Origin of the sequence: Anabaena sp. UHCC 0451, assembly GCF_034931405.1 — a bacterium.
Lineage (GTDB): Bacteria > Cyanobacteriota > Cyanobacteriia > Cyanobacteriales > Nostocaceae > RDYJ01.
On record NZ_JAYGHA010000006.1, the window covers coordinates 185185 to 205868 of the forward strand.

At 40.6% G+C, this 20684-nt stretch carries 13 protein-coding genes and 1 tRNA gene; 6 read left to right on the plus strand and 8 right to left on the minus strand.

The features are described from left to right. Nucleotide 1 precedes the first annotated feature (1 nt). Both VB694_RS06355 and VB694_RS06360 read left to right on the plus strand, forming a co-directional pair. Nucleotides 2-6685, plus strand: a complete 6684-nt coding sequence (locus VB694_RS06355) for a type I polyketide synthase (RefSeq protein WP_323359471.1) — start codon at nucleotides 2-4, stop codon at nucleotides 6683-6685. A gap of 133 nt (nucleotides 6686-6818) precedes the next feature. Continuing rightward, on the plus strand, nucleotides 6819-7778 hold the full coding sequence (locus VB694_RS06360) for a DUF6208 family protein (protein ID WP_323359472.1): 960 nt from the start codon (nucleotides 6819-6821) through the stop codon (nucleotides 7776-7778). 14 nt (nucleotides 7779-7792) lie between these two features. Here the strand turns inward: VB694_RS06360 and VB694_RS06365 are convergent, their stop codons facing one another. From VB694_RS06365 to VB694_RS06395, 7 genes are all read right to left on the minus strand, one after another. Next, entirely contained in the window at nucleotides 7793-9580 is a 1788-nt protein-coding gene (locus tag VB694_RS06365) for an ABC1 kinase family protein (RefSeq protein WP_323359473.1), read from the minus strand. Nucleotides 9581-10026: 446 nt separating this feature from the next. Beyond that, a complete protein-coding gene (locus tag VB694_RS06370) occupies nucleotides 10027-10170 on the minus strand; it encodes a hypothetical protein (RefSeq protein WP_323359474.1) in 144 nt (47 codons plus the stop codon). A 25-nt stretch (nucleotides 10171-10195) separates the two neighbouring features. Further along, nucleotides 10196-11260: an ACP S-malonyltransferase gene (fabD, locus tag VB694_RS06375; protein WP_323359475.1), complete on the minus strand. Its 1065-nt coding sequence runs from the start codon at nucleotides 11258-11260 to the stop codon at nucleotides 10196-10198. A gap of 103 nt (nucleotides 11261-11363) precedes the next feature. Continuing rightward, on the minus strand, nucleotides 11364-12236 hold the full coding sequence (locus tag VB694_RS06380; RefSeq protein ID WP_323359476.1) for an SAM-dependent methyltransferase: 873 nt from the start codon (nucleotides 12234-12236) through the stop codon (nucleotides 11364-11366). Between the two features lie 126 nt (nucleotides 12237-12362). Next, nucleotides 12363-13571, minus strand: a complete 1209-nt coding sequence (locus tag VB694_RS06385; RefSeq protein WP_323359477.1) for a glycosyltransferase family 4 protein — start codon at nucleotides 13569-13571, stop codon at nucleotides 12363-12365. Nucleotides 13572-13982: 411 nt separating this feature from the next. After that, nucleotides 13983-14225, minus strand: coding sequence for a hypothetical protein (locus VB694_RS06390; RefSeq protein ID WP_323359478.1), 243 nt, complete (start codon nucleotides 14223-14225; stop codon nucleotides 13983-13985). Between the two features lie 390 nt (nucleotides 14226-14615). Next, the gene (locus VB694_RS06395) at nucleotides 14616-14927 is read right to left on the minus strand and encodes a hypothetical protein (protein ID WP_323359479.1); all 312 of its coding nucleotides are present in this window, start codon (nucleotides 14925-14927) and stop codon (nucleotides 14616-14618) included. 295 nt (nucleotides 14928-15222) lie between these two features. On the opposite strand from VB694_RS06395, the gene VB694_RS06400 reads away from it, so the two are divergent. Next, nucleotides 15223-15296, plus strand: a tRNA-Val gene (locus tag VB694_RS06400). 182 nt (nucleotides 15297-15478) lie between these two features. Here VB694_RS06400 and menB read toward each other — a convergent pair. Beyond that, entirely contained in the window at nucleotides 15479-16312 is an 834-nt protein-coding gene (menB, locus tag VB694_RS06405; RefSeq protein ID WP_323359480.1) for a 1,4-dihydroxy-2-naphthoyl-CoA synthase, read from the minus strand. Nucleotides 16313-16615: 303 nt separating this feature from the next. Between menB and gap the strand changes: the two genes are divergently transcribed. The 3 genes from gap to VB694_RS06420 all read left to right on the plus strand — a co-directional run bounded on the left by gap (nucleotide 16616) and on the right by VB694_RS06420 (nucleotide 20508). Then, on the plus strand, nucleotides 16616-17629 hold the full coding sequence (gene gap / locus VB694_RS06410) for a type I glyceraldehyde-3-phosphate dehydrogenase (protein ID WP_323359481.1): 1014 nt from the start codon (nucleotides 16616-16618) through the stop codon (nucleotides 17627-17629). Between the two features lie 288 nt (nucleotides 17630-17917). Next, nucleotides 17918-19348 carry a pyruvate kinase gene (gene pyk / locus VB694_RS06415; RefSeq protein WP_323359483.1) on the plus strand — a complete coding sequence of 477 codons (1431 nt, stop codon included), beginning with the start codon at nucleotides 17918-17920 and terminating at the stop codon, nucleotides 19346-19348. 155 nt (nucleotides 19349-19503) lie between these two features. Next, nucleotides 19504-20508 carry a transaldolase gene (locus VB694_RS06420; protein WP_323359482.1) on the plus strand — a complete coding sequence of 335 codons (1005 nt, stop codon included), beginning with the start codon at nucleotides 19504-19506 and terminating at the stop codon, nucleotides 20506-20508. Nucleotides 20509-20684 lie beyond the last annotated feature (176 nt).

The window sequence follows — 20684 nt, forward strand, 5'->3', positions numbered from 1 at the left end:
CGTGAATCAACCTCTTTCATCCCAGCAGTTGTTTGAGCTTCTAGAGCAAGTTCACAATAAACTAGAAGCAGTTGATCGGGAAAAAACAGAACCAATTGCAATTATTGGCATGGGTTGTCGATTTCCTGGTAACGCTAACGACCCCGCTTCACTGTGGCGTTTATTGCATGACGGTGTAGATGCTGTTAGCGAAATACCATCAGATCGCTGGGATGTTGAGGCATTCTACGACCCAGATCCCGAAGCTCCTGCCAAGGCATACACCCGACATGGTAGTTTTATTCAAAAAGTTGACCAGTTTGATCCCCAGTTTTTTGGGATGTCGCCTCGGGAAGCAGCCAGTTTAGACCCTCAACAAAGGCTGCTGTTAGAAGTGACCTGGGAAGCTCTAGAAAACGCCGGGCTGGCAGCAAATAAGCTGAGAAACAGCCGAACAGGTGTATATGTGGGCATTTGCACAGACGATCATGTTGCTAACCAAACAGTTAACGGCGTTATCAAATTCTTGACCCCATCGAGTCAAAATCAAGAGGTTGATGGCTACACTGGTATAGGTGCTGCCCGTAGCGTTGCCGTGGGTCGTATTTCCCATCTGCTGGGTTTGCAAGGACCAAATATTCAGTTAGATACTGCCTGTTCCTCCTCTCTAGTAGCTGTGCATCTGGCTTGCCAAAGTTTGCGTTTAAAAGAATGCAATCTCGCTCTTGTAGGCGGAGTCAATTTGATTCTGTCCCCAGGGAATACTATAGCTCGCTGTAAAATGAAAGCTCTGGCTGCTGATGGTCGTTGTAAAACCTTCGCTGCTTCCGCAGATGGTTATGGTCAGGGAGAAGGATGTGGCATGGTTGTTCTCAAACGTCTTTCTGATGCCATAGCTGATGGTAATTCAGTTTTAGCAGTCATTCGCGGTTCGGCTACCAACCACGATGGACCTAGTGGTGGTTTAACTGTGCCTAACAAGAAAGCTCAAAAGCAAGTCATCCAGGAAGCACTACAAAATGCCAAAGTAGAGCCGCATCAAGTCAGCTATGTGGAAGCCCACGGCACAGGTACTACCCTTGGCGACCCGATTGAGCTAGAATCCTTAGCAGCAGTTTATGGTAAAAATCGTCCTGACAATGAACCGTTGGTAGTTGGTTCGGTCAAGACCAACTTCGGACACCTGGAGGCGGCGGCTGGCGTTTCATCTTTAATGAAAGTTGTGCTGGCACTTTACCATCAGGAAATACCACCTCATTTGCATTTTACTGAGCCTAATCCTTACATACCTTGGCATAAAATTCCTGTGGTTATTCCCACTTCAGGAAGGCCTTGGATTAGGGAAAAAAAGCCCCGCATCGCAGGAGTGAGTTCCTTTGGGATGAGTGGTAGCAACGTTCATCTAATTTTGGAAGAAGCTCCAAAACAGGTTAAAAATAAACAGTCACAAGAACGTCCTGTCCATTTACTAACGCTATCAGCGAAAACTCAACAGGCTCTGGAAGATTTAGCCAGTTCTTATCAGCATCATTTGCAGATTCATCCAGCACAAAGTCTGGCCGATATTTGTTATACGGCTAATACGGGACGCTCTCATTTTCAGTATCGTCTGGCGGTGCTGGCTACTTCGGGAGCAGAATTGCAGGAAAAATTGGGGCGGTTACAAGATCCCCGACTTCTTCAAGAAGTCGGGGATCTGACGTTCTCTGGTCAACTCCACAGTACCAGTAGTCAATCAAAAATAGCTTTCTTGTTTACAGGTCAAGGCTCTCAGTATGTAAGAATGGGATGGGAATTATACCAGACTCAACCGATTTTTCGTGAAGCTTTAACGCAATGCGATCGCATTCTCCAACCTTACTTAAAAATCCCTCTACTAGAGGTGCTTTATCCCTCTACAGAAGGAGGAGAAAAATCTCATCTTCTCAATGAAACTGCATACACTCAACCGGCTTTGTTTGCTCTAGAATATGCCTTAGTGCAGTTGTGGAAATCCTGGGGAATCGAGCCAAATGTGGTGATGGGTCACAGTGTGGGGGAATATGTCGCTGCAACTATAGCCGGAGTTTTTAGTCTCGAAGATGGTCTCAAGCTGATTGCCACTAGGGGACGGTTAATGCAACAGTTACCCGCAGGTGGGGCAATGGTGTCGGTTCTAGCATCGGAATCTCAGGTCAGAGAAGAGATCGCACATTATACTTCACAAGTGGCAATTGCTGCTGTTAATGGTACTGAAAGTATCGTAATTTCCGGTGACAGTCAAGCAATTGGGACAATTTGTAGTAAATTAGAATCCCAAGGAGTCAAGGTCAAACCCTTACAAGTATCCCACGCTTTCCACTCACCACTGATGGATGCAATGCTAGGGGAATTTGAAAAGGTAGCTCAACAAGTCACTTACCATCAGCCTCAAATTCCGCTAATATCTAATGTAACTGGCAAACGATATGATGAAAGCATTGCTACACATCAATACTGGGTGCGTCATATTAGACAACCTGTCAGGTTTGCTCAGGGTATGGAGACGCTACATCGGCAAGGGTATAGAATTTTCTTGGAAATAGGACCTAAGCCCATACTTTTGGGAATGGGTCGTCAATGTCTGCCAGAAATTCAAGCGATATGGCTGCCTTCTTTGCGTTATCAAAAATCAGACTGGGAACAAATGCTTTCTAGTTTGGCAGAGTTGTATGTGCGGGGAGTTAAGGTAGATTGGGATGGGTTTGACCGTGATTATGCTCATTCTCAGGTAATGTTGCCAACCTATCCATTCCAGAGGCAACTTTATCCGAGAGAAACCATCCAAAGTCTGCAAAAACTCCCATCTGTGGCGATCAAGTCAGAAAATACTCCTATTCTTAACCTCCTCAGCCAAGGATCTACCGCAGAGTTAGGGCAACAACTAGAAAAAGTTGGTAATTTTTCACCAGAACAACTAAAATTATTACCCGATTTATTAGCAGTATTAACTGAAAAACATCAGCAACAATTAGTAACAGCAACTATTAAAGATTGGCTCTATAAAGTCCAGTGGAAACCTTTAAATATTAGCCAGCAAAAGCCGAATTTTCAACTCAGTCACTGGTTGATTTTTGCTGACTCGACGGGGTTAGGAGAAGCTCTAAAAAGTCAATTGCAACAACAAGGACATGAATGTAGTTTAGTTTATCGAGGCGATACTTATTACAGTCATGAGAGAGGCATTTATCATATTAATCCTGAGCATCCCCAGGAATTTGCACAACTTTATCAAGAAATTATAGAAACAAGTATATTACCTGTACAAAGGGTAATTCATCTGTGGAGTTTAGACGCTACTTGTAAACAAGATTTAACGATTTCTGCCTTAGACTCAGCGCAACTTTGGGGGTGTGGGAGTGTACTGCATTTGTTACAGGCTCTAGTTAAAAACCCCAAGACTACTTTACCCAAATTGTGGCTAATTACTAGAGGATCTCAGCCAGTTTTATCAAACACAAACCAAATAGCAATTACTCAATCATCTTTGTGGGGGTTAGGTCGAGTTATCTCTTTTGAACACCCGCAAATGTGGGGCGGTTTGATAGATTTAGATCCACAAAGTTCAGAAGATGAAGCAGAAATGTTACTGCAACTTTTAGCAGATTATCACAAAGAAGATCATCTAGCTGTGCGCGATCGCCAACCTTATGTAGCTCGTTTAGTCAAACAATCTCTGCAAGAGTTTGAACCTTTGTCATTGCGTTCTGATGCAACTTATCTGATTACTGGAGGTTTGGGAGCTTTAGGATTACATACAGCAGAGTGGATGGTATCCAAAGGAGCTAAACATTTAGTTTTAATCAGTCGTCACCAACCTTCTGAGCAAGTGCGGACAAAAATTGAACGTTTAGAACAAGCAGGAGCTAACATTCATATTTTGTGTGCAGATATCTCTAACAAACAAGAGGTTTTGAAAATTATAGAGCAGGTTGAGACATCCCTACCGCCATTGCTGGGCGTGATTCATGCAGCTGGAGTTTTGGATGATGGGATGATGCAGCATCAGAGTTGGGAACGTTTTACTCAGGTCATGAGACCCAAGGTAAACGGTGCTTGGTATTTGCATCAATTCACGCAACATCTCTTTTTAGATTTCTTTGTTTGCTTCTCCTCAACGGCTTCCTTATTGGGTTCACCAGGCCAAGGAAACTATGCTGCTGCTAATGCGTTTATGGATGGGTTGGCTCATTATCGTCGCCAGATGGGATTACCTGGATTAAGTATTAACTGGGGAGCATGGTCCCAAAGTGGAATGGCTACTCGTGTAGCTAGTCAGTATCAAAACCGGATGAAAGCATCTGGGATAGGTGCTATTTCTCCAGTACAAGGACTACAAGTATTAGAGCAACTTTTACTCAACCAATCTCAATCACAGGTGGGGATAATACCCGCAGATTGGTCAGTTTTGGCAGAACAATGGAATTTAGAAAATTCAAATTCATTGCTTTTGGAACTGTTAGAGCCGGAAAAATTACAACAGCAACCTGCATTAAAACGGCAGAATGAAAAAGCAATTTTAGAGAAATTAAAAGCAGCACCAGAAACTGAACATCAAGAGATTTTAAAGATTTATCTGCAATCTCTAGTAGCAAAGACTTTAAGAATCCAATTATCAGAAATTCCTACTGATGCTAATCTCATAGAACTGGGTATGGATTCTCTGATGACTATGGAAGTTGTCAATCAACTTAGTCGCGATTTAGACTTTATAATTTACCCCAGAGAATTTTATGAACGACCTAGAATTGATTCTCTAACTGAGTATTTAAGTGCTGAACTGGGAAACAAAGCCATTACCCTGAACTCGAATCCAGCATCTTCAACAACTTTAGAATTGTTTGAGACAAAATCAATCTTCAATTCTTCTCCTTTAACTTCAAGTTCAGAACGTCTTCCTGGGATTATTTTTATTCTTTCCAGTCCTCGGTCTGGTTCTACTTTGCTAAGGGTAATGCTGGCTGGTCATCCTGCTTTATTCTCACCACCAGAGTTGCATCTTTTAGCTTTTAATAATATGAGAGAGAGGGGGGAACAACTTAATGTTTCGCACTTGGGTGAAGGGTTACAGAAAGCTTTAATGGAAATTCTCAATCTAGATGCAACAGCTAGTCAGGCTGTAGTTAAAGATATGGAGTTGCAGAATTTGTCTATTCAGCAAGTATATCAACAGCTTCAGGAAAATATAGCTCCCCTTTTGCTAGTAGATAAATCTCCTGCTTATGCTGTAAATCGTGCCATTTTAGAACGAGGAGAAGCTATATTTGCTAACTCCAAATACATTCACATAGTTCGCCATCCTTATTCAGTTATTGAGTCTTTTGTGCGGATGCGGATGCAAAAAATGGCAGGGTTAGGTGATGAAAATCCTTACCAAGTTGCAGAGCAAGTATGGACAAATAGTAATCAGAATATACTGGATTTTTTAACACAGATAGAACCAGAGCGTTGTCATCAGATTCTTTATGAAGACTTGGTAAAAGAACCGTCTAAGATAGGATCACAACTTTGCGATTTTTTGAATATTGATTTTGATCCGGCAATTTTGCAACCTTATGAGGGCGATCGCATGACTGAGGGTATTCATGAAAGTTCTTTGTCAATCAGCGATCCCAACTTTCTCAAACACAATTTTGTAGATGCGAGTTTAGGAGACAAGTGGAAAACTATTGAATTACCTCATCGGTTAGGGGAAAAAACACGACAGCTTGTCAATCAATTCAATTATGAATTACCTAACCCAATGGACGCTATCTCAAATATTGCCAGCAAGGAACAGTCACAAGGACAAGTTTCTTTAACTGCATCCAACAAAGAGCAGTCTATGGATGAAGAGTTCTTGGAGTTCAAAGGAAATCAAATTTGTGTATGTAGTTGGGGTTCACAAAATAATCCTATAGTTCTTTGTATTCATGGAATTTTGGAACAAGGATTGGCTTGGCAAGAAGTAGCACAACCTCTGGTGGAAAAAGGTTTTCGGGTAGTAGCTCCCGATCTATTTGGTCATGGACGTTCAACTCATTTAGAAATGGTAACTGCTTATAATGCTTTAACATTTTTGGCTCAAATAGATCGAGTGATTCAGGAATTACCAGACCAACCTTTGTTTCTTGTAGGTCATTCTATGGGAGCAATGTTAGCGGCCATGATTGCTACTGTACGACCTGAGAAAGTGAAAGCCTTGATGTTAGTTGAACCTCCCTTACCTACTGACGAGAACAAACAAGAACCAATTAATCAGCTAACGACTTTTTTAGAATATTTTGCTTCTTGTCCTCAACATCCCATATTCCCAGATGTAGAAACTGCTGCTAGGAGATTGCGTCAAGCTACACCTGCTTTGTCACAAGAATTTTCCTATATCCTCGCTCAAAGGACAACAAAACCCTCTGAAGGTGGGTTAATCTGGAGTTGGGACCCGATTCTTAGGACTCGTTCTACTCTAAATTTCAATAGCTTTAATGGAGGTCGATCCCAATATCTAGAAATGCTCAAACATATTCAAATTCCCACCACATTAGTCTATGGAGATAGGAGTCAACTAAATCGTCCAGAAGATTTGCAACAACAGCAAATAGCTATGGCTCAAGCAAAACGAGTTTTTGTTTCTGGAGGACACAATCTCCACATCGAAGCTGCTTCTGCTTTAGCATTAATGATTGAACGTAATTATTGTGGCTATGATTAAGTAGGTGAACAGAAAAATTTAAAGGTATGTGAAGAAAAGTAAAATCGCCCAAAACTCTCTTCCTGTTCCCTGTTCCCTTGCCCCAACGACAATTTTTAACGCCAACCTACTTAAACCAGAAGGTAATTAATAAATGAGAAATAGCAAAAACCTTTTAGATATAGAACTTTTGTGGGAAATCCCACTGGCTTTTTTATCTTGGATATTCTTTAAAACTGTGAGGTTTTTAATACGTACTCTTGTAAATATCAATGCTAATTTTAACAAAAAAACAGTTTTTAAATGGCTATTATACTCTGATGAACTACTAAGAAAGCCTTTAATATTACCATCTATTCTAGTTACTGGTCCCCGTTGGAATCCCCATGTAATTGCCGCTGGTGCTGGACCATTTGATGTCAAAGAATCCTTAGCTATAGATGTAAAAACTTGTCTAGATTCAGCCCAATCATGGACTATCGGTGTTTATAGTTTCCCTAGTGCAAAAGCTATTACACATATAGCATCTGATGGTTCAAGTTTTCAGGAACAATGGCATCAATTAAAGCTTAATCCTGGAAAATATACTTTAGGAATCAGATACTATCGTTGGTCTGATCAGGTTGATTTACCAGCTATCAATGTAGATGGAAATCAAATTATTAATACTCAATCAATTAACAATGATGATATCAACGGTTACCTCAAGAATTTAACAGCACGAGATAATATTTTTTACCGCTGCCTTAATTATTACATATTCACTCTACTCATTTGCCAAAAATGGATATCACAAAAATGGGTTCAGCAAGAATATTTACCTGTTGGAGATACAAATAACGAGTTTTTCTATGGAGTGATTTATCAGGGTTGCTCTTTAAACTTCCAAATAAATCCGTTATTACTGAATAACTATGATATCTATTTAACAATATATAATCGTTCTAGTCTTCCAGTTATTTGGTATCAGATCAAGGAAGAAAAACACACAACTCCTGTGGTAGAAAAAGATGGATTCTATTTAATTCGGCTTCGTTCCCAACCATCTTCTGATGATTCAAGAATAATTCCTAATCATGAAAACTTAAAGATTAATATCTTGAATACATTTTAGTCAACCGTTGGATTTTAGAAAATGCCTTTTCCTTCATATTCCTTTTGCTCTAAAATAACTGAACAAGTTGATAAGGTGCGGAAAATCATTGTTATTCCTATAAAGATCAAAATCCATTCCATGTATAGTATTGGCGGAATCTGTTTGGCAATTTCATCAAACAGCTGATTATGAATAAGTTTAATGATGGCAAAATGATGCTGAAACAGGAAAGCATAAGCTAAGACAACTCCACCAATCAGTGTTGCATAGGATAACATACGTAAAACGAAGGCAAGAGAAATAGCAAACTTGTTAAGACTGCCATCATAAGGTATAGTTTGTTCCCGTATTTTGGGAAGAATCAAAGTATTATATTCATCCACAGTTTCCAAAAATCCGGTTATCGATGCCATAATACTCTTAGAATTAAGATTCTGAGCTAAAGCACGACGCGCCGCCTGTTTGCTATATTTGTTAATCAGTTCTATAGAATTCATATTTGGCGTGAGGTACTGGAGCGAACCATCCAATGTCAGGAGAGATCTAGTTACCTTCAAAAATGACCAGTTGCTTGGCACTTCATATTTAGCAGTTATCTTGCTCAGTTCAGCACTAGCTCCACCTATAGATTTTTCCTTAAATGATAACCCATCGAGCCGAGATTTAGCCGACCAATTGCCAACTGCACGTGCCATTTCTGCACGTAATCTAGGTATATCGGCTCTAGGAATACCTACAGCAAAGCGGATCAGATAGTCGGCTGCTTTCGGAAAATCCTCTTTTCCCATGGCCGCAGTATAGTTTGAGTAATTAGTCTTCAAATCTTTGTCTAGGGAGCCAACACTTCCTAAGTCAATCAAAACAAACTTGCTATCACGCAACAAAAATATGTTACCAGGATGTAGATCTGCATGATATAAATTATCTTCATATATTTGTCGAAATAAGGACAAAGATAATTTTTCTCCCACTTTTTCACGGTCTACATTATTTTCCTCATCCCATTTCTTAACTTTGGCAGGATCGTTATTTAAAACCTTGATGTAGTCAGACATCAATACACCGGGAATATACTCCATCACCAAAACCCGACGTTTGGAATATTTTCTATATACGGAGGGAGTGTAAACGCCATGTTTTTTGAGAGTCTTTTTCATCCGACGCATATTGGATGCCTCATAGCGGTAATCTAGCTCCTCATTGAAAATTCTCTCCACTTCTAATACAGCGTCATCCAAACGCAGATAAGTGCCAATATTGAATGATTTTAACAAATTGGTGAAAAGTTTAATAACTTCTAAATCCCGCTGGAAAGCTGACTCTAAGCCGGGACGTTGAACTTTTACCACTACAGTGGTTTTGTTTTTAGACAAAACTGCGCTGTGAATTTGAGCAATAGAGGCGGCTGCTATGGGTTCCTCATCAAAAGCTGCAAAGATTTTATCCATGGGAACACCTAATTCTGACTCAATAGTTGATCGTACTATCTCCATTGGAAATCCAATAGCGCCATATTGCAAGCGTAGTAATTGATCACATACTTCTTCAGGAAACAGGTCTGTTCGTAATGCTAGTAACTGGCCTGTTTTAACCCATAGACCACCTAACTCTTCAAATATTTCTCGCAACCCGTTGGCCGTTTTTTGCATATCCGGCTTTTTGATAAATCGGCGGAATGATATACCTAAAAAATAAACTACAAATCGCCATATCACATAAGCAATTGAAAAACGACGATTATTAAGTTCCTCAACTATTTCTACTTTTTTTCGCTGTTTTTTTTCCACAAGTGGCGTGGGAATATCTTTTTCGTTGAGCATGAAATTAACAGAATTAATTGGTTATGTTTATGAGGGAAGTCATGATTTTAAGTGCTGGGTTTTGTCACTCAAACCAACCTACACATTTTTGTTTTTTAGCCTTAACCGAGTAGTATTGAGACTTCATTTTGAGACGCTTATTTTCACTAACAGAATATTTTTATCAACATATTTTTCATAAATTGCTATTTTATTTGATAAATTTAGCAACAGCAAAGGCGGTTAGGAAGGTTGACGAAACACATATCCCATAGCATCCCGAAAACGGTCACATTGAATTAAAATATTCCCACGAAAAAATGATCCAAAAGTTCAGTCAATTTGACAAGAGATTTTAGGAAACCATTTTATCAAAGTGGGTAAGTGGTAAATCTGCGCTTCGATTTGCGTCATTACTTGCTGTGTAAGCTTAACTCCTGTATGATATATTTCCTCAACCAAAATAATCACAGGATTTTTGTTCTAGAAATTCTCAATGTTGTTGAGTTATCATCCGCTTGCTGATTGATACGATTAACTTCTTTAAATACGCCTTCTGTTTTTGGTATCTGTTTGATTGGTTTTGTTTTAGCCACTTTTTTTTCAGCCATAATCAAGTTTTGATTCAATACTAAATTAGGCTGGAGTTACCTCATCAAGCGCAAAGTACCCATTGTATCCTTTCATATAGATGGCAGCTCGATGTCCAAACAGAATTATGGCTTCTGTTCTAGTTTCCAGTTGGCTTTTATATCCAATTACAGAAACCTTTGCACCAATCGGGTGAGTTGAATTCCATAAATCTACCTTTTCCTGAACAGTCCAATTATCAGACATTTTTTTAATTTCAAGCGGTTTTTCCTGAGCTTTAATATAAGTTATTAACTTAGTCAAAACGTTTCCCACTCCCATCTCCTCAAACTCAAAATTACCCTGAGTCAAAAGGTAACGTATGCTTTCAGTCCATTTAATTGAATGGGTTATCTGTTTAGCTAGATTTGCGGCGATTTCGCTTTGGACATAAGGCCGTGCAGTGACATTAGAAATTACTGGGATTTGGAGTTTGGAAAAGGAAAAACCTTGAAGAAATTTTTCAAACTGGACTTTTGAAGACTCCATATAACGAGAGTGAAAAGCACCACTTGTATTTAAAATTATGTATTGTTTCCCAGCTTCTTGAAAAATTTGACTGGCATTCAGGATATCATCTCTTAAACCGGAGATAACTATCTGCGCTGGAGAGTTGAAGTTAGCCACATCTATGGCATCAAAACCGGATTTTTTTAGAAGCTGTTCAACTTCTTCTCCAGTTGCACCGAGAACGGCAGCCATGCTTCCTAAAGGAGCTTGGCTCATTAGTAACCCTCTTCGTTGAACCAGCTTTAGTCCATCTTCAAAACTAATTCCGCCTGAAGCTTCCAAAGCATTATATTCTCCCAAACTGTGACCCACTACAAAGTCGGGCTTTTTACCAGTCTGCTGAATTTTGTGCCGATAAGATAGGGCATTCACAACATAGAGAGCCGGTTGGGTGAATTGAGTTTGATTCAACTCTTTTTGCCGATCATGCAAACAAATATCTTCAATTGAGTATCCTAAAATTGAATCAGCTTTTTGCGTCAGTTCGGGAAATTTACTAAATATATTCTCCCCCATCCCTTTGATCTGAGAGCCTTGTCCCGGAAACATATAAGTGATCATAGCCCCATCCTTTTGTTAATTTACGCTCTCTTTTGAGCAGTCACCAGCTTATACTCCAGGCTATCGGATATATCCTGGAGCATTTGAGCATCCTTTTGTTAATTTACGCTCTCTTTTGAGCAGTCACCAGCGCATACCCCAGGTTGTCAGACATATCCTGGAGCATTTGAATCCAATAGTTGATCGCTTCATCTTCGACATATTCTATGCCACGCCTATTTTGGTCTAATTTCAGCCAATCTTTCATCTGATCACTATTGAGATATTTCAAGAACTCGGACTCATGTTGTTGGCACGCAATCTTCATATTGGGTACAAGAGGAGTAATCACGAATTCGGTTACATCATCAATTTCGATCAGGTCAAAACCGGCCTGATCAAGCAGTTCTGGATAGTCTTCTTTGGAGATAATAAACGAATGACTATGTTCCTCGCAAAGTGCTTTAAATTCTTCGGTCATTGTCGGTTTTGCTGGAAGGTCTGCAATTACTAAGATTGCTCCCGGCTTCAAGATACGAGAAGCTTCTTGCAGAGCTTGACGATGACCTATATGAAAAATAGATTCCAAGAACCAGCCACCATCATAGGTTGCGTCCTCGCAAGGCATTGCTAAGGCATCACCCAGTATAAACTTTGTCTGCTCAGATAGACCTGCTTCGGCAGCTAATTGCTGTGCCTTTTCTTGCTGGGATTGGCTAATCGTAATTCCATCAACGAAACATCCTGTCGCTTGTGCAAGCTGTATCCCTGGCATACCAACCCCGCATCCAAGATCACAAAAGCGTTCCCCTTGCTGAATAGTCACTTTGCCGATCATGATCTCAGTGAGACGATTAGCAGCTTCAGTAATACTTGCATTCGGATTTGTCTCGTCCCAATAGCCCAAATGATATTGGTCTATAAGGATGGAAGTCTCTCCTTGATCTTGGAGTGAATCGTATATCTGTGCTACTTTTTCTGGCTGATAATTGCTCATTGTTCTCCTAATTTATTCCATGCCTAATTATACCGAAACTTGGTTAGCTCAGATATTGCACCGGTAGCTACGCCAAAAAGTGTACTGGTGAAAAAAAGTGGGGAGAGAAAAATATTTTGCTCGTATTTACAAGGCTTCTACAGCCGTTGACTCCTTGTAATTTGGCTCAGGCATTGCTAATGAAATCTTATTGCTCCTATGGTCGGTTGCCAAAATCTGCAAAATATCTGAGGCGACCCGATACCAGCTATAATTAGTCTCACTCAGATAACGCCCTTTCCGACCCATTTCTTCAGTCACATCTGGTCTAGATAAAAGGTAGTTGATTTGAGTAGCAAAAGCATGAGGGTTTTCGTAATCGTTGATGAGAAGACCATTTCCGTCTGGAACAATTACCTCAGCATTGCCACCTCTAGCAGTAGTAATAATTGGTAGCCCCGTTGCCATCGCCTCATAGTGGACTCGAGCTAACGGCTCCTGCCATTGAGAGGCGCAAACAAATATGTCCCCTAAAAGGAAGTAATCTGGAACCTTAACTGGTGAAACGAAACCGCTGAGGCGCACAGAATCACCCAAGCTTTTTGCCTGCTCTTTGAGTTTAAGCACGTAGTTATCTTCTTCGTCTTTTCCGTACCATTTACTGCCAACTAGCAAGATTACAGCCGATGGATGTTGCTCAATTACTTCAGAGAAAGCAGATAGCAAAATATGCGGTCCTTTTTTCTTGGACAGCCGTCCCACACTTAAAACTACTTTTCTGTCCTTTAAGTCATGTGCATCTAGTAGATTCGCTCGTCTTTCAGCAGCATCTGATACCCATTTTGGTTGGAATCGTTGTAGGTTTACCCCAGCATAAACTGGTTGTAGCTTGTGTCGGTATTCAGGAAACAGATCAGCAATCCCATGAGCAATAAACTCACTAACTGTCACCACCTTATCAACTAGCTGTAGGCAATGCCGAGCTACTTCAGGAGCAATCTTGTTGTCTCCAAACATCTCGTTGTGCATACTGAGCAGAAAACGACTTTGAGGAGATGCCGCCGCCACCAGGGGAAGATACTTAGGTCGATTGTAAATAATAATCCAATCAAATATCTCCTCAGCAACAAAATCGGCTACCGCCTGATAGTACGCTTCCGTATCGCCTCCAGCCCGCTCGTAGCATATACCATCTCGAATTTCATGTTCAGGTAGGTCTGGGTCAGTTACTGAGAAAACTGTGATTTCATGTTCTCGACTTATATAAGGCAATATCTCATTTATGTAAGTCTGAATAGCCCCACCTCGGATAAAAGGAACAGGCAACTTTTCTGTACAGACTAATAATATCTTCACGTGATTAATTTGACCTCTTGACCTACAGTGATTAATTAATTTCTGCGTCTCTATTTATACTATATTTTGTTCATTTTCTCACAGGAACTTTTTACTACTTACTACTTTGCTTAAAAAATCGTCCATGAAAAACACAGCAACCCCTAATTAGGGTTTGCTGAAGAAAGCAAAAGTATTGCTAAATAAAGGATTGCAGATTTGTCTAGCTAAACACAAAAATTACGGTTTGGACTGTCAAAATGACCCACACATAAGCTTCCTGCTTGCAAGACAGCCTCGCGCGAAAGCGTGCTTTGTTTGCAATAGTCCAAACTGTAAATAAAAGGGAATTAATAATTTAGAAACAACATAAACCTACCCTCGTAAATTGGCGAAGGTCTTGGTTTTGTAGTTATAGTTTTAAAATCACCCCTAGTCTAATATTCCCTTGTCAGATTTCTTTTGCTGAACAATGACAATCACTGGCTGCACACAATCACCTAATTCCCCTGTTTCCTGTAGCTGATCAATTGTGTCTTGTATTTTTCTAAACAGCTTACCCTCACCTGCTCGAAGATCGCGGAGATCATCCTTTTTCGCGCTGTTGAATTCAAGAATAATAGTATTTGCTTCTTGAATTCTATTGCTTTCAGCGGTATTTCCTGGTACTACCATAACTAACCTCGGTATTTCTCTTGTATCCTGAGATAAATAACTACACAATTCCCCATATCAGAATATAGCTATCCTATTTTCGACTGAGGGTTTCTACTGGTTGAAAATGTACAGTTTGAGATTGTTTTTTACTGCTATTGAGTAAAAAATAATTGTCTCAGCTTGATTCCTTAGGTAAGGATGTTTTAAAAGTTACATGAAGCATGGATCTATTGTTCCAAGTATTAGCAGTTATATCAAACAACCAATATTTTCTTGGTATACTCGCATACTTTGCTTTATTGACTATCAAAGCTAAAGAATCTTTTAAAACATCCTCTGTGATGCAAATAGTCTGCTTAAGAACAGTTGATTGATCCTCTGTGCTGGAAATACTGCTTAAGGACACAACTAAAATAGTTTCAGACCTCCCGCCTTCGACAAAGCTTTGCTCAAATTCTTAGGATAATCACGAACCCAGCCATTTTTCTTCTTTTTATTCGATGCTGAATGCCGATCTCGGTACTCTGTAGTGGCTTTGTCTAAACGTTTAGCCATACCAAAAACCATCTTTTCCGTAGGACTCAAAAGTTTCGATTGCTTCTTTCTGCTCTTTTTCTTTCTCTTCCCTTGGCTATGACCGTAAATGGTATCCGGCTCGCCACCAAAAGAATCATCACTACGTAGGACTACAACCCGTTTAAGGCCATCTTGATTACTCATGGTCGTTTTTTTTTGACAGAGTTAACTTTATGCTCCAACTAAATAATAACATGATGACGGTAGGTTTGCTGATTAAAAAAACTTGAAGAAAAAGTTTTCTGGTATCCGCTCAATAAGTAGGGGCTGAATACTTATTCGGGAATAAAACTTAAGCTGGAGATTATAGGATGTTAAATTTGATTCACTGGTTAATGTTTCTTAATATATTTTTCTTGACTTCATTTACATAAACTTGCATAATATTCAGAATGGAGACAATTTTAGAAAGCTGAAAAGCCTACTAGTTCAAAGTTAAGGACGTATAGCTCAGTTGGTTAGAGTACATCGTTGACATCGATGGGGTCACTGGTTCGAATCCAGTTACGTCCACTTTATTAGTCATTAGCTGTAGTAACCTGCAATCAACGGATTTATAATTGTAGGTCGCTACGAGTAGAGATAAATCTTGATTAAATGCGAGCATCTGTTAGCTTTTGTTAGGAAAACACTAACTAGCTGTTAACCTCACGGAAACTCTTCAGATCAGTACCCAATAAGTATACCCTAGATCATTAAGGCAACCAGGGAAAGTCTCGAAAATTGGGAGGACGTTTTTCCAGAAAAGCTTGTTTGCCCTCAGCGCCTTCTTCTGTCATGTAATAAAGTAGGGTAGCATTGCCAGCAAGTTCTTGTAAACCTGCTTGTCCATCACAGTCAGCGTTAAATGCTGCCTTTAAACAACGAATCGCAATCGGACTTTTTTCTAATATTTCTTGCGCCCATTTTATCCCCTCTGCTTCTAGTTCTTCCACAGGAACTACAGTATTCACTAATCCCATTTCTAAAGCTTGTTGGGCATTATATTGACGACAGAGAAACCAAATTTCTCGCGCTTTTTTTTGTCCGACTATGCGCGCTAGGTAACTTGCACCAAAACCACCATCAAAACTACCAACTTTGGGTCCTGTTTGTCCAAAAATGGCGTTATCCGCAGCTATGGTTAGGTCACAAATTAAATGTAAAACATGACCTCCACCAATAGCATAGCCAGCTACTAAGGCAATTACCACCTTTGGCATAGAACGAATCAGACGTTGTAAGTCTAAAACATTTAAGCGGGGTATACCAGCATCATCAACATAACCAGCTTGTCCGCGTACACTTTGATCACCTCCCGAACAGAAAGCATATTTACCGTCTGTGTGGGGACCTGCACCCGTAAACAGCACTACACCAATATTTGTATCTTCACGGGCATCCCAAAAAGCTTCATATAGTTCAAAGACAGTTTTCGGGCGGAAAGCATTACGTTTATGGGGACGGTTAATGGTTATTTTAGCGATACCGTCGATTTTTTGATACAGAATATCTTCGTAAGATTTAACAGTTTTCCAGTCAGTTAGCATAGGGATGAAAGGGCTGTAGTGCTTGAGAATTTTATCAGGAATTGGGGACTGGGGACTGGGGATTGGGGACTGGGAACAGGGAACAGGTGACAGGGAACAGGGGACTGGGAACAGGGAACAGGTGAGAAAATTCTTTACCAATTACCCATTACCAATTACCAATTACCCCTTACCAAACCTTAAAATATGCCAGTTAAATCGGCTTTATGTCTTTTGTAACTGTAAGAATCAGCTAAGTCAGATTAGAATTAACCCGGCCAATTATCCTTGGTTGCATCTCTACAAACAGCAGGAGGTTAAATTTTGGCGAAGTTGAAGGTTGGTATTAACGGTTTTGGACGTATCGGCCGACTGGTATTGCGGGCGGGCATTAATAACCCTAATATTGAGTTTGTAGGCATTAATGACTTAGTTCCACCCGATAATCTTGCTTATCTTTTAAAGTACGACTCTACACACGGTAAGTTAAAAGCTAAGGTAGAAGCTAGAGCAGATGGCATGGTGATTGATGGTCATTTTATCCCTTGTGTGTCGGTGAGAAATCCGGCAGAATTGCCTTGGGGTAAATTGGGTGTAGATTATGTGGTTGAATCTACGGGACTTTTCACCGATTATGCTGGGGCTGAAAATCACCTCAAAGCAGGTGCAAAAAGAGTTGTGATTTCTGCACCCACCAAAGAACCAGACAAGGTAAAGACAATGGTGATGGGTGTAAATCATCACTTATTTGATCCTGCAAAGGATTTAATTGTTTCCAATGCTAGTTGCACTACAAATTGTTTAGCCCCGATTGCTAAAGTTATCAATGACAACTTTGGTTTAACCGAAGGGTTGATGACTACAGTTCACGCGATGACAGCTACCCAACCCACGGTAGATGGACCCAGTAAAAAAGATTGGCGCGGTGGACGGGGTGCGGCTCAAAATATTATTCCCTCTTCCACTGGTGCGGCTAAAGCTGTGGCTTTGGTGTTACCGGAGTTGAAAGGTAAGTTAACTGGTATGGCTTTTAGAGTTCCTACACCGGATGTCTCTGTGGTTGACTTGACTTTCAAAACTGCCAAAGCTACCAGTTACAAAGAAATTTGTGCAGCCATGAAAAAAGCTGCTGAGGGTGAGTTAGCAGGAGTTTTGGGTTACACCGATGAAAATGTAGTATCTACTGATTTTCAAGGTGATGCTCACTCTAGCATTTTTGATGCTGGTGCTGGAATTGAATTGAATTCCAATTTTTTCAAGGTTGTCTCTTGGTATGACAATGAATGGGGTTATTCCAACCGTGTCATTGATTTAATGTTGTCAATGGCACAGAAATAGGGAATAGGGAATAGGGAACAGGGAATAGGTGACAGGGAACAGGGAACAGGTGACAGAGAAGAGGAAAGGGAGCGGGGAGCAGAGGGGCAGGGGATAACAAGTTTCTATCTTCATCTATCCCCAATCCCCAATCCCCAATCCCCAATCCCCAGTCCCCAATCCCCAATCCCCAATCCCCAATCCCCAATCCCCAATCCCCAGTCCCCAATCCCCAATTCCCAATCCCCAGTCCCCAGTCAGGGCTTAACGAGGTTGCACTACCTGGACCGTTACCCCCTACTTTTTATGATGCGTCGAACTAAAATTATCTGTACTATTGGTCCTGCTACTTCTGCACCTGAAAAGCTGCAAGCTTTGGTAGAAGCGGGAATGAATGTAGCAAGGTTGAATTTTTCACATGGGGCTTATGATGTTCACGCCCAAACTTTTCATCATTTACGACGCATTAGTGATGAGTTACAAAGACCAGTTGCTATTCTGCAAGATTTGTGTGGTCCGAAAATTCGGTTGGGGAAATTACCACCGGAAGGATTGATGCTGGAAGCTGGTAGTGAGGTGACTTTTCTGTTACAAGACAAGGGTGAAAGTATTGATGAAATACCCCTACCGCTACCAACTTTATTCGCGATGATGCGACCTGGTGAACCGATTTTAATTAATGATGGTCGTGTCAAGTTGACGGTGACGAGTCGTGATGCTGATAAAATTCGCGCTCATGTGAATATTGGGGGATTGATTTCTACTCATAAAGGTGTGAATTTACCTGCAACTCCTTTACCGGTAAGTTCGATTACGGAAAAAGATTTGATGGATTTGCGGTTTGGGATTCAGTTGGGTGTAGACTGGGTAGCAGTTTCCTTTGTGCGATCGCCCCAAGACTTAGAACCCGCACAACGCATGATTGAAGCTGCTGGGGCAAAAATTCGCATTATTGCCAAAATTGAACGGGCAGAAGCGGTAGAACAGCTAGATCATATCCTCAAAGTTGCCGATGCAATTATGATTGCACGTGGTGATTTGGGGGTAGAAGTACCAATTCATAAAGTTCCTCTGATTCAAAAAGATATCACTCGTCGCTGTAATCATGCTGGTAAGCCAGTTATTACGGCTACGCAAATGCTAGAGTCGATGATTAGCGCCCCTGACCCTACCCGCGCTGAAGCTACTGACGTTGCTAATTCCATCTTAGATGGTACGGATGCGGTGATGCTGTCTGGAGAAACTGCTGTGGGAGAATATCCGATTGCGGCTGTACAGACAATGCACAATATCGCTGTACAAACAGAAACGGCTCTTACAGCAGGTGCTAGACATACTTGGAATCATGAAGCCGGTCGTCTGAGTGTGACGGAATCTGTTGCTCAAGCGGTGTGTCGGATTGCTTATGAAACAGGTTCTAAGGCTATTCTCTGTAACACCACTTCTGGGAATACAGCGAGACTGATTTCTAAATATCGTCCTCTGACTCCGATTATTACTCTCACTTCTGAGGCTATTGCTTATCGTCAGTTAGCATTATCTTGGGGTGTGGAACCTTTACTAATTCCACCTGTTCATCATGCAGAGGAAATGTTTACAAATGTGGTAAACACTGTTGTTGATAGGGGTTTTGCCAAAAAAGGTGACAAGGTGGTAATTACTTCTGGTGTCCCAGTTGGTCAATCAGGAACAACTAGTTTAATTAAAGTGCATTCTATTGGACAGCCAATTACAGCTTGAGACATCTAAAATGGGGCTTGAAGCCTAAGCCAAGTCAGGAAAATTAGGCAATCGTTAAGAAAAATTGCCAGAATCGGAATTGTGTGGAAGATCAAAGAGTTTAAATAAATGGGGATTGGGTAAATCCTAAACCAAAAAAATTCACGGAGTATTTTATGTCTAAGAATTTACTGGAACAGTTACGGGCAGTAACAGTAGTAGTAGCGGATACAGGCGATATCCAATCTATTGGCAAGTTTAAGCCCCAAGATGCTACCACCAATCCCTCACTGATTACCGCTGCGGCACAAATGCCGGAATATCAGGAAATCGTTGATCAAACTTTATTAACAGCGAAGAAAGATGCAGGTGCTAAGGCTACCCAAGCAGAGGTAGTAACTTTAGCTTTTGACCGTTTAGCGGTATCTTTTGGTTTGAAGATTTTGCAAATTATCCCTGGACGTGTTTCTACTGAAGTAGATGCTCGTTTATCTTATGATACTGAGGCTACCATAGCTAAGGCACGGGATTTAATTGCTCAGTATAAGGCTGCTGGTGTAGCTAAAGAGCGGGTTTTAATTAAAATTGCTGCAACTTGGGAAGGTATCAAGGCTGCGGAAGTTTTGGAAAAAGAAGGTATTCACTGTAATCTAACTTTACTATTTGGTGTTCATCAAGCGATCGCTTGTGCAGAAGCTGGTATCACTCTCATTTCTCCTTTCGTTGGTCGCATTCTTGACTGGTACAAGAAAGATACTGGAAAAGATAGCTATCCTGCTGCGGAAGACCCCGGTGTATTGTCTGTCACCAAAATCTATAACTACTACAAGAAGTTTGGTTATAAGACTGAAGTTATGGGTGCTAGTTTCCGTAACATCGGCGAAATTACTGAACTTGCTGGTTGTGATTTGTTGACTATTTCTCCTGGTCTATTGACAGAGTTGCAAAATACTGTTGGTGAATTACCACGCAAACTTGATCCCGCTAAGGTAGCAGGTTTGTCGCTTGAAAAAATCTCTGTTGATAAAGCTACTTTTGATCAGATGCACGCTGCTGACCGGATGGCATCTGATAAATTAGCAGAAGGTATTGATGGTTTCACTAAGGCTTTGATTTCTTTGGAGAAACTACTAGCTGAAAGATTAGCTCGTTTGGAAAGTGAAAAGGTGGCTGTTGGTTAAGGGATAATAACATTTATTATCTTATCGGTGATTTGAGATCCCCGACTTCTTGAATAAGTCGGGGATCTTGTTTTTTGTCAGAATCAGGATTTACAGGATTTAAGGATTTTCAGGATGGAAACAGTGCTTGAGATCCCCGACTTCTATGAGCAGAAAGGATTATAGCCTAAGAGGAT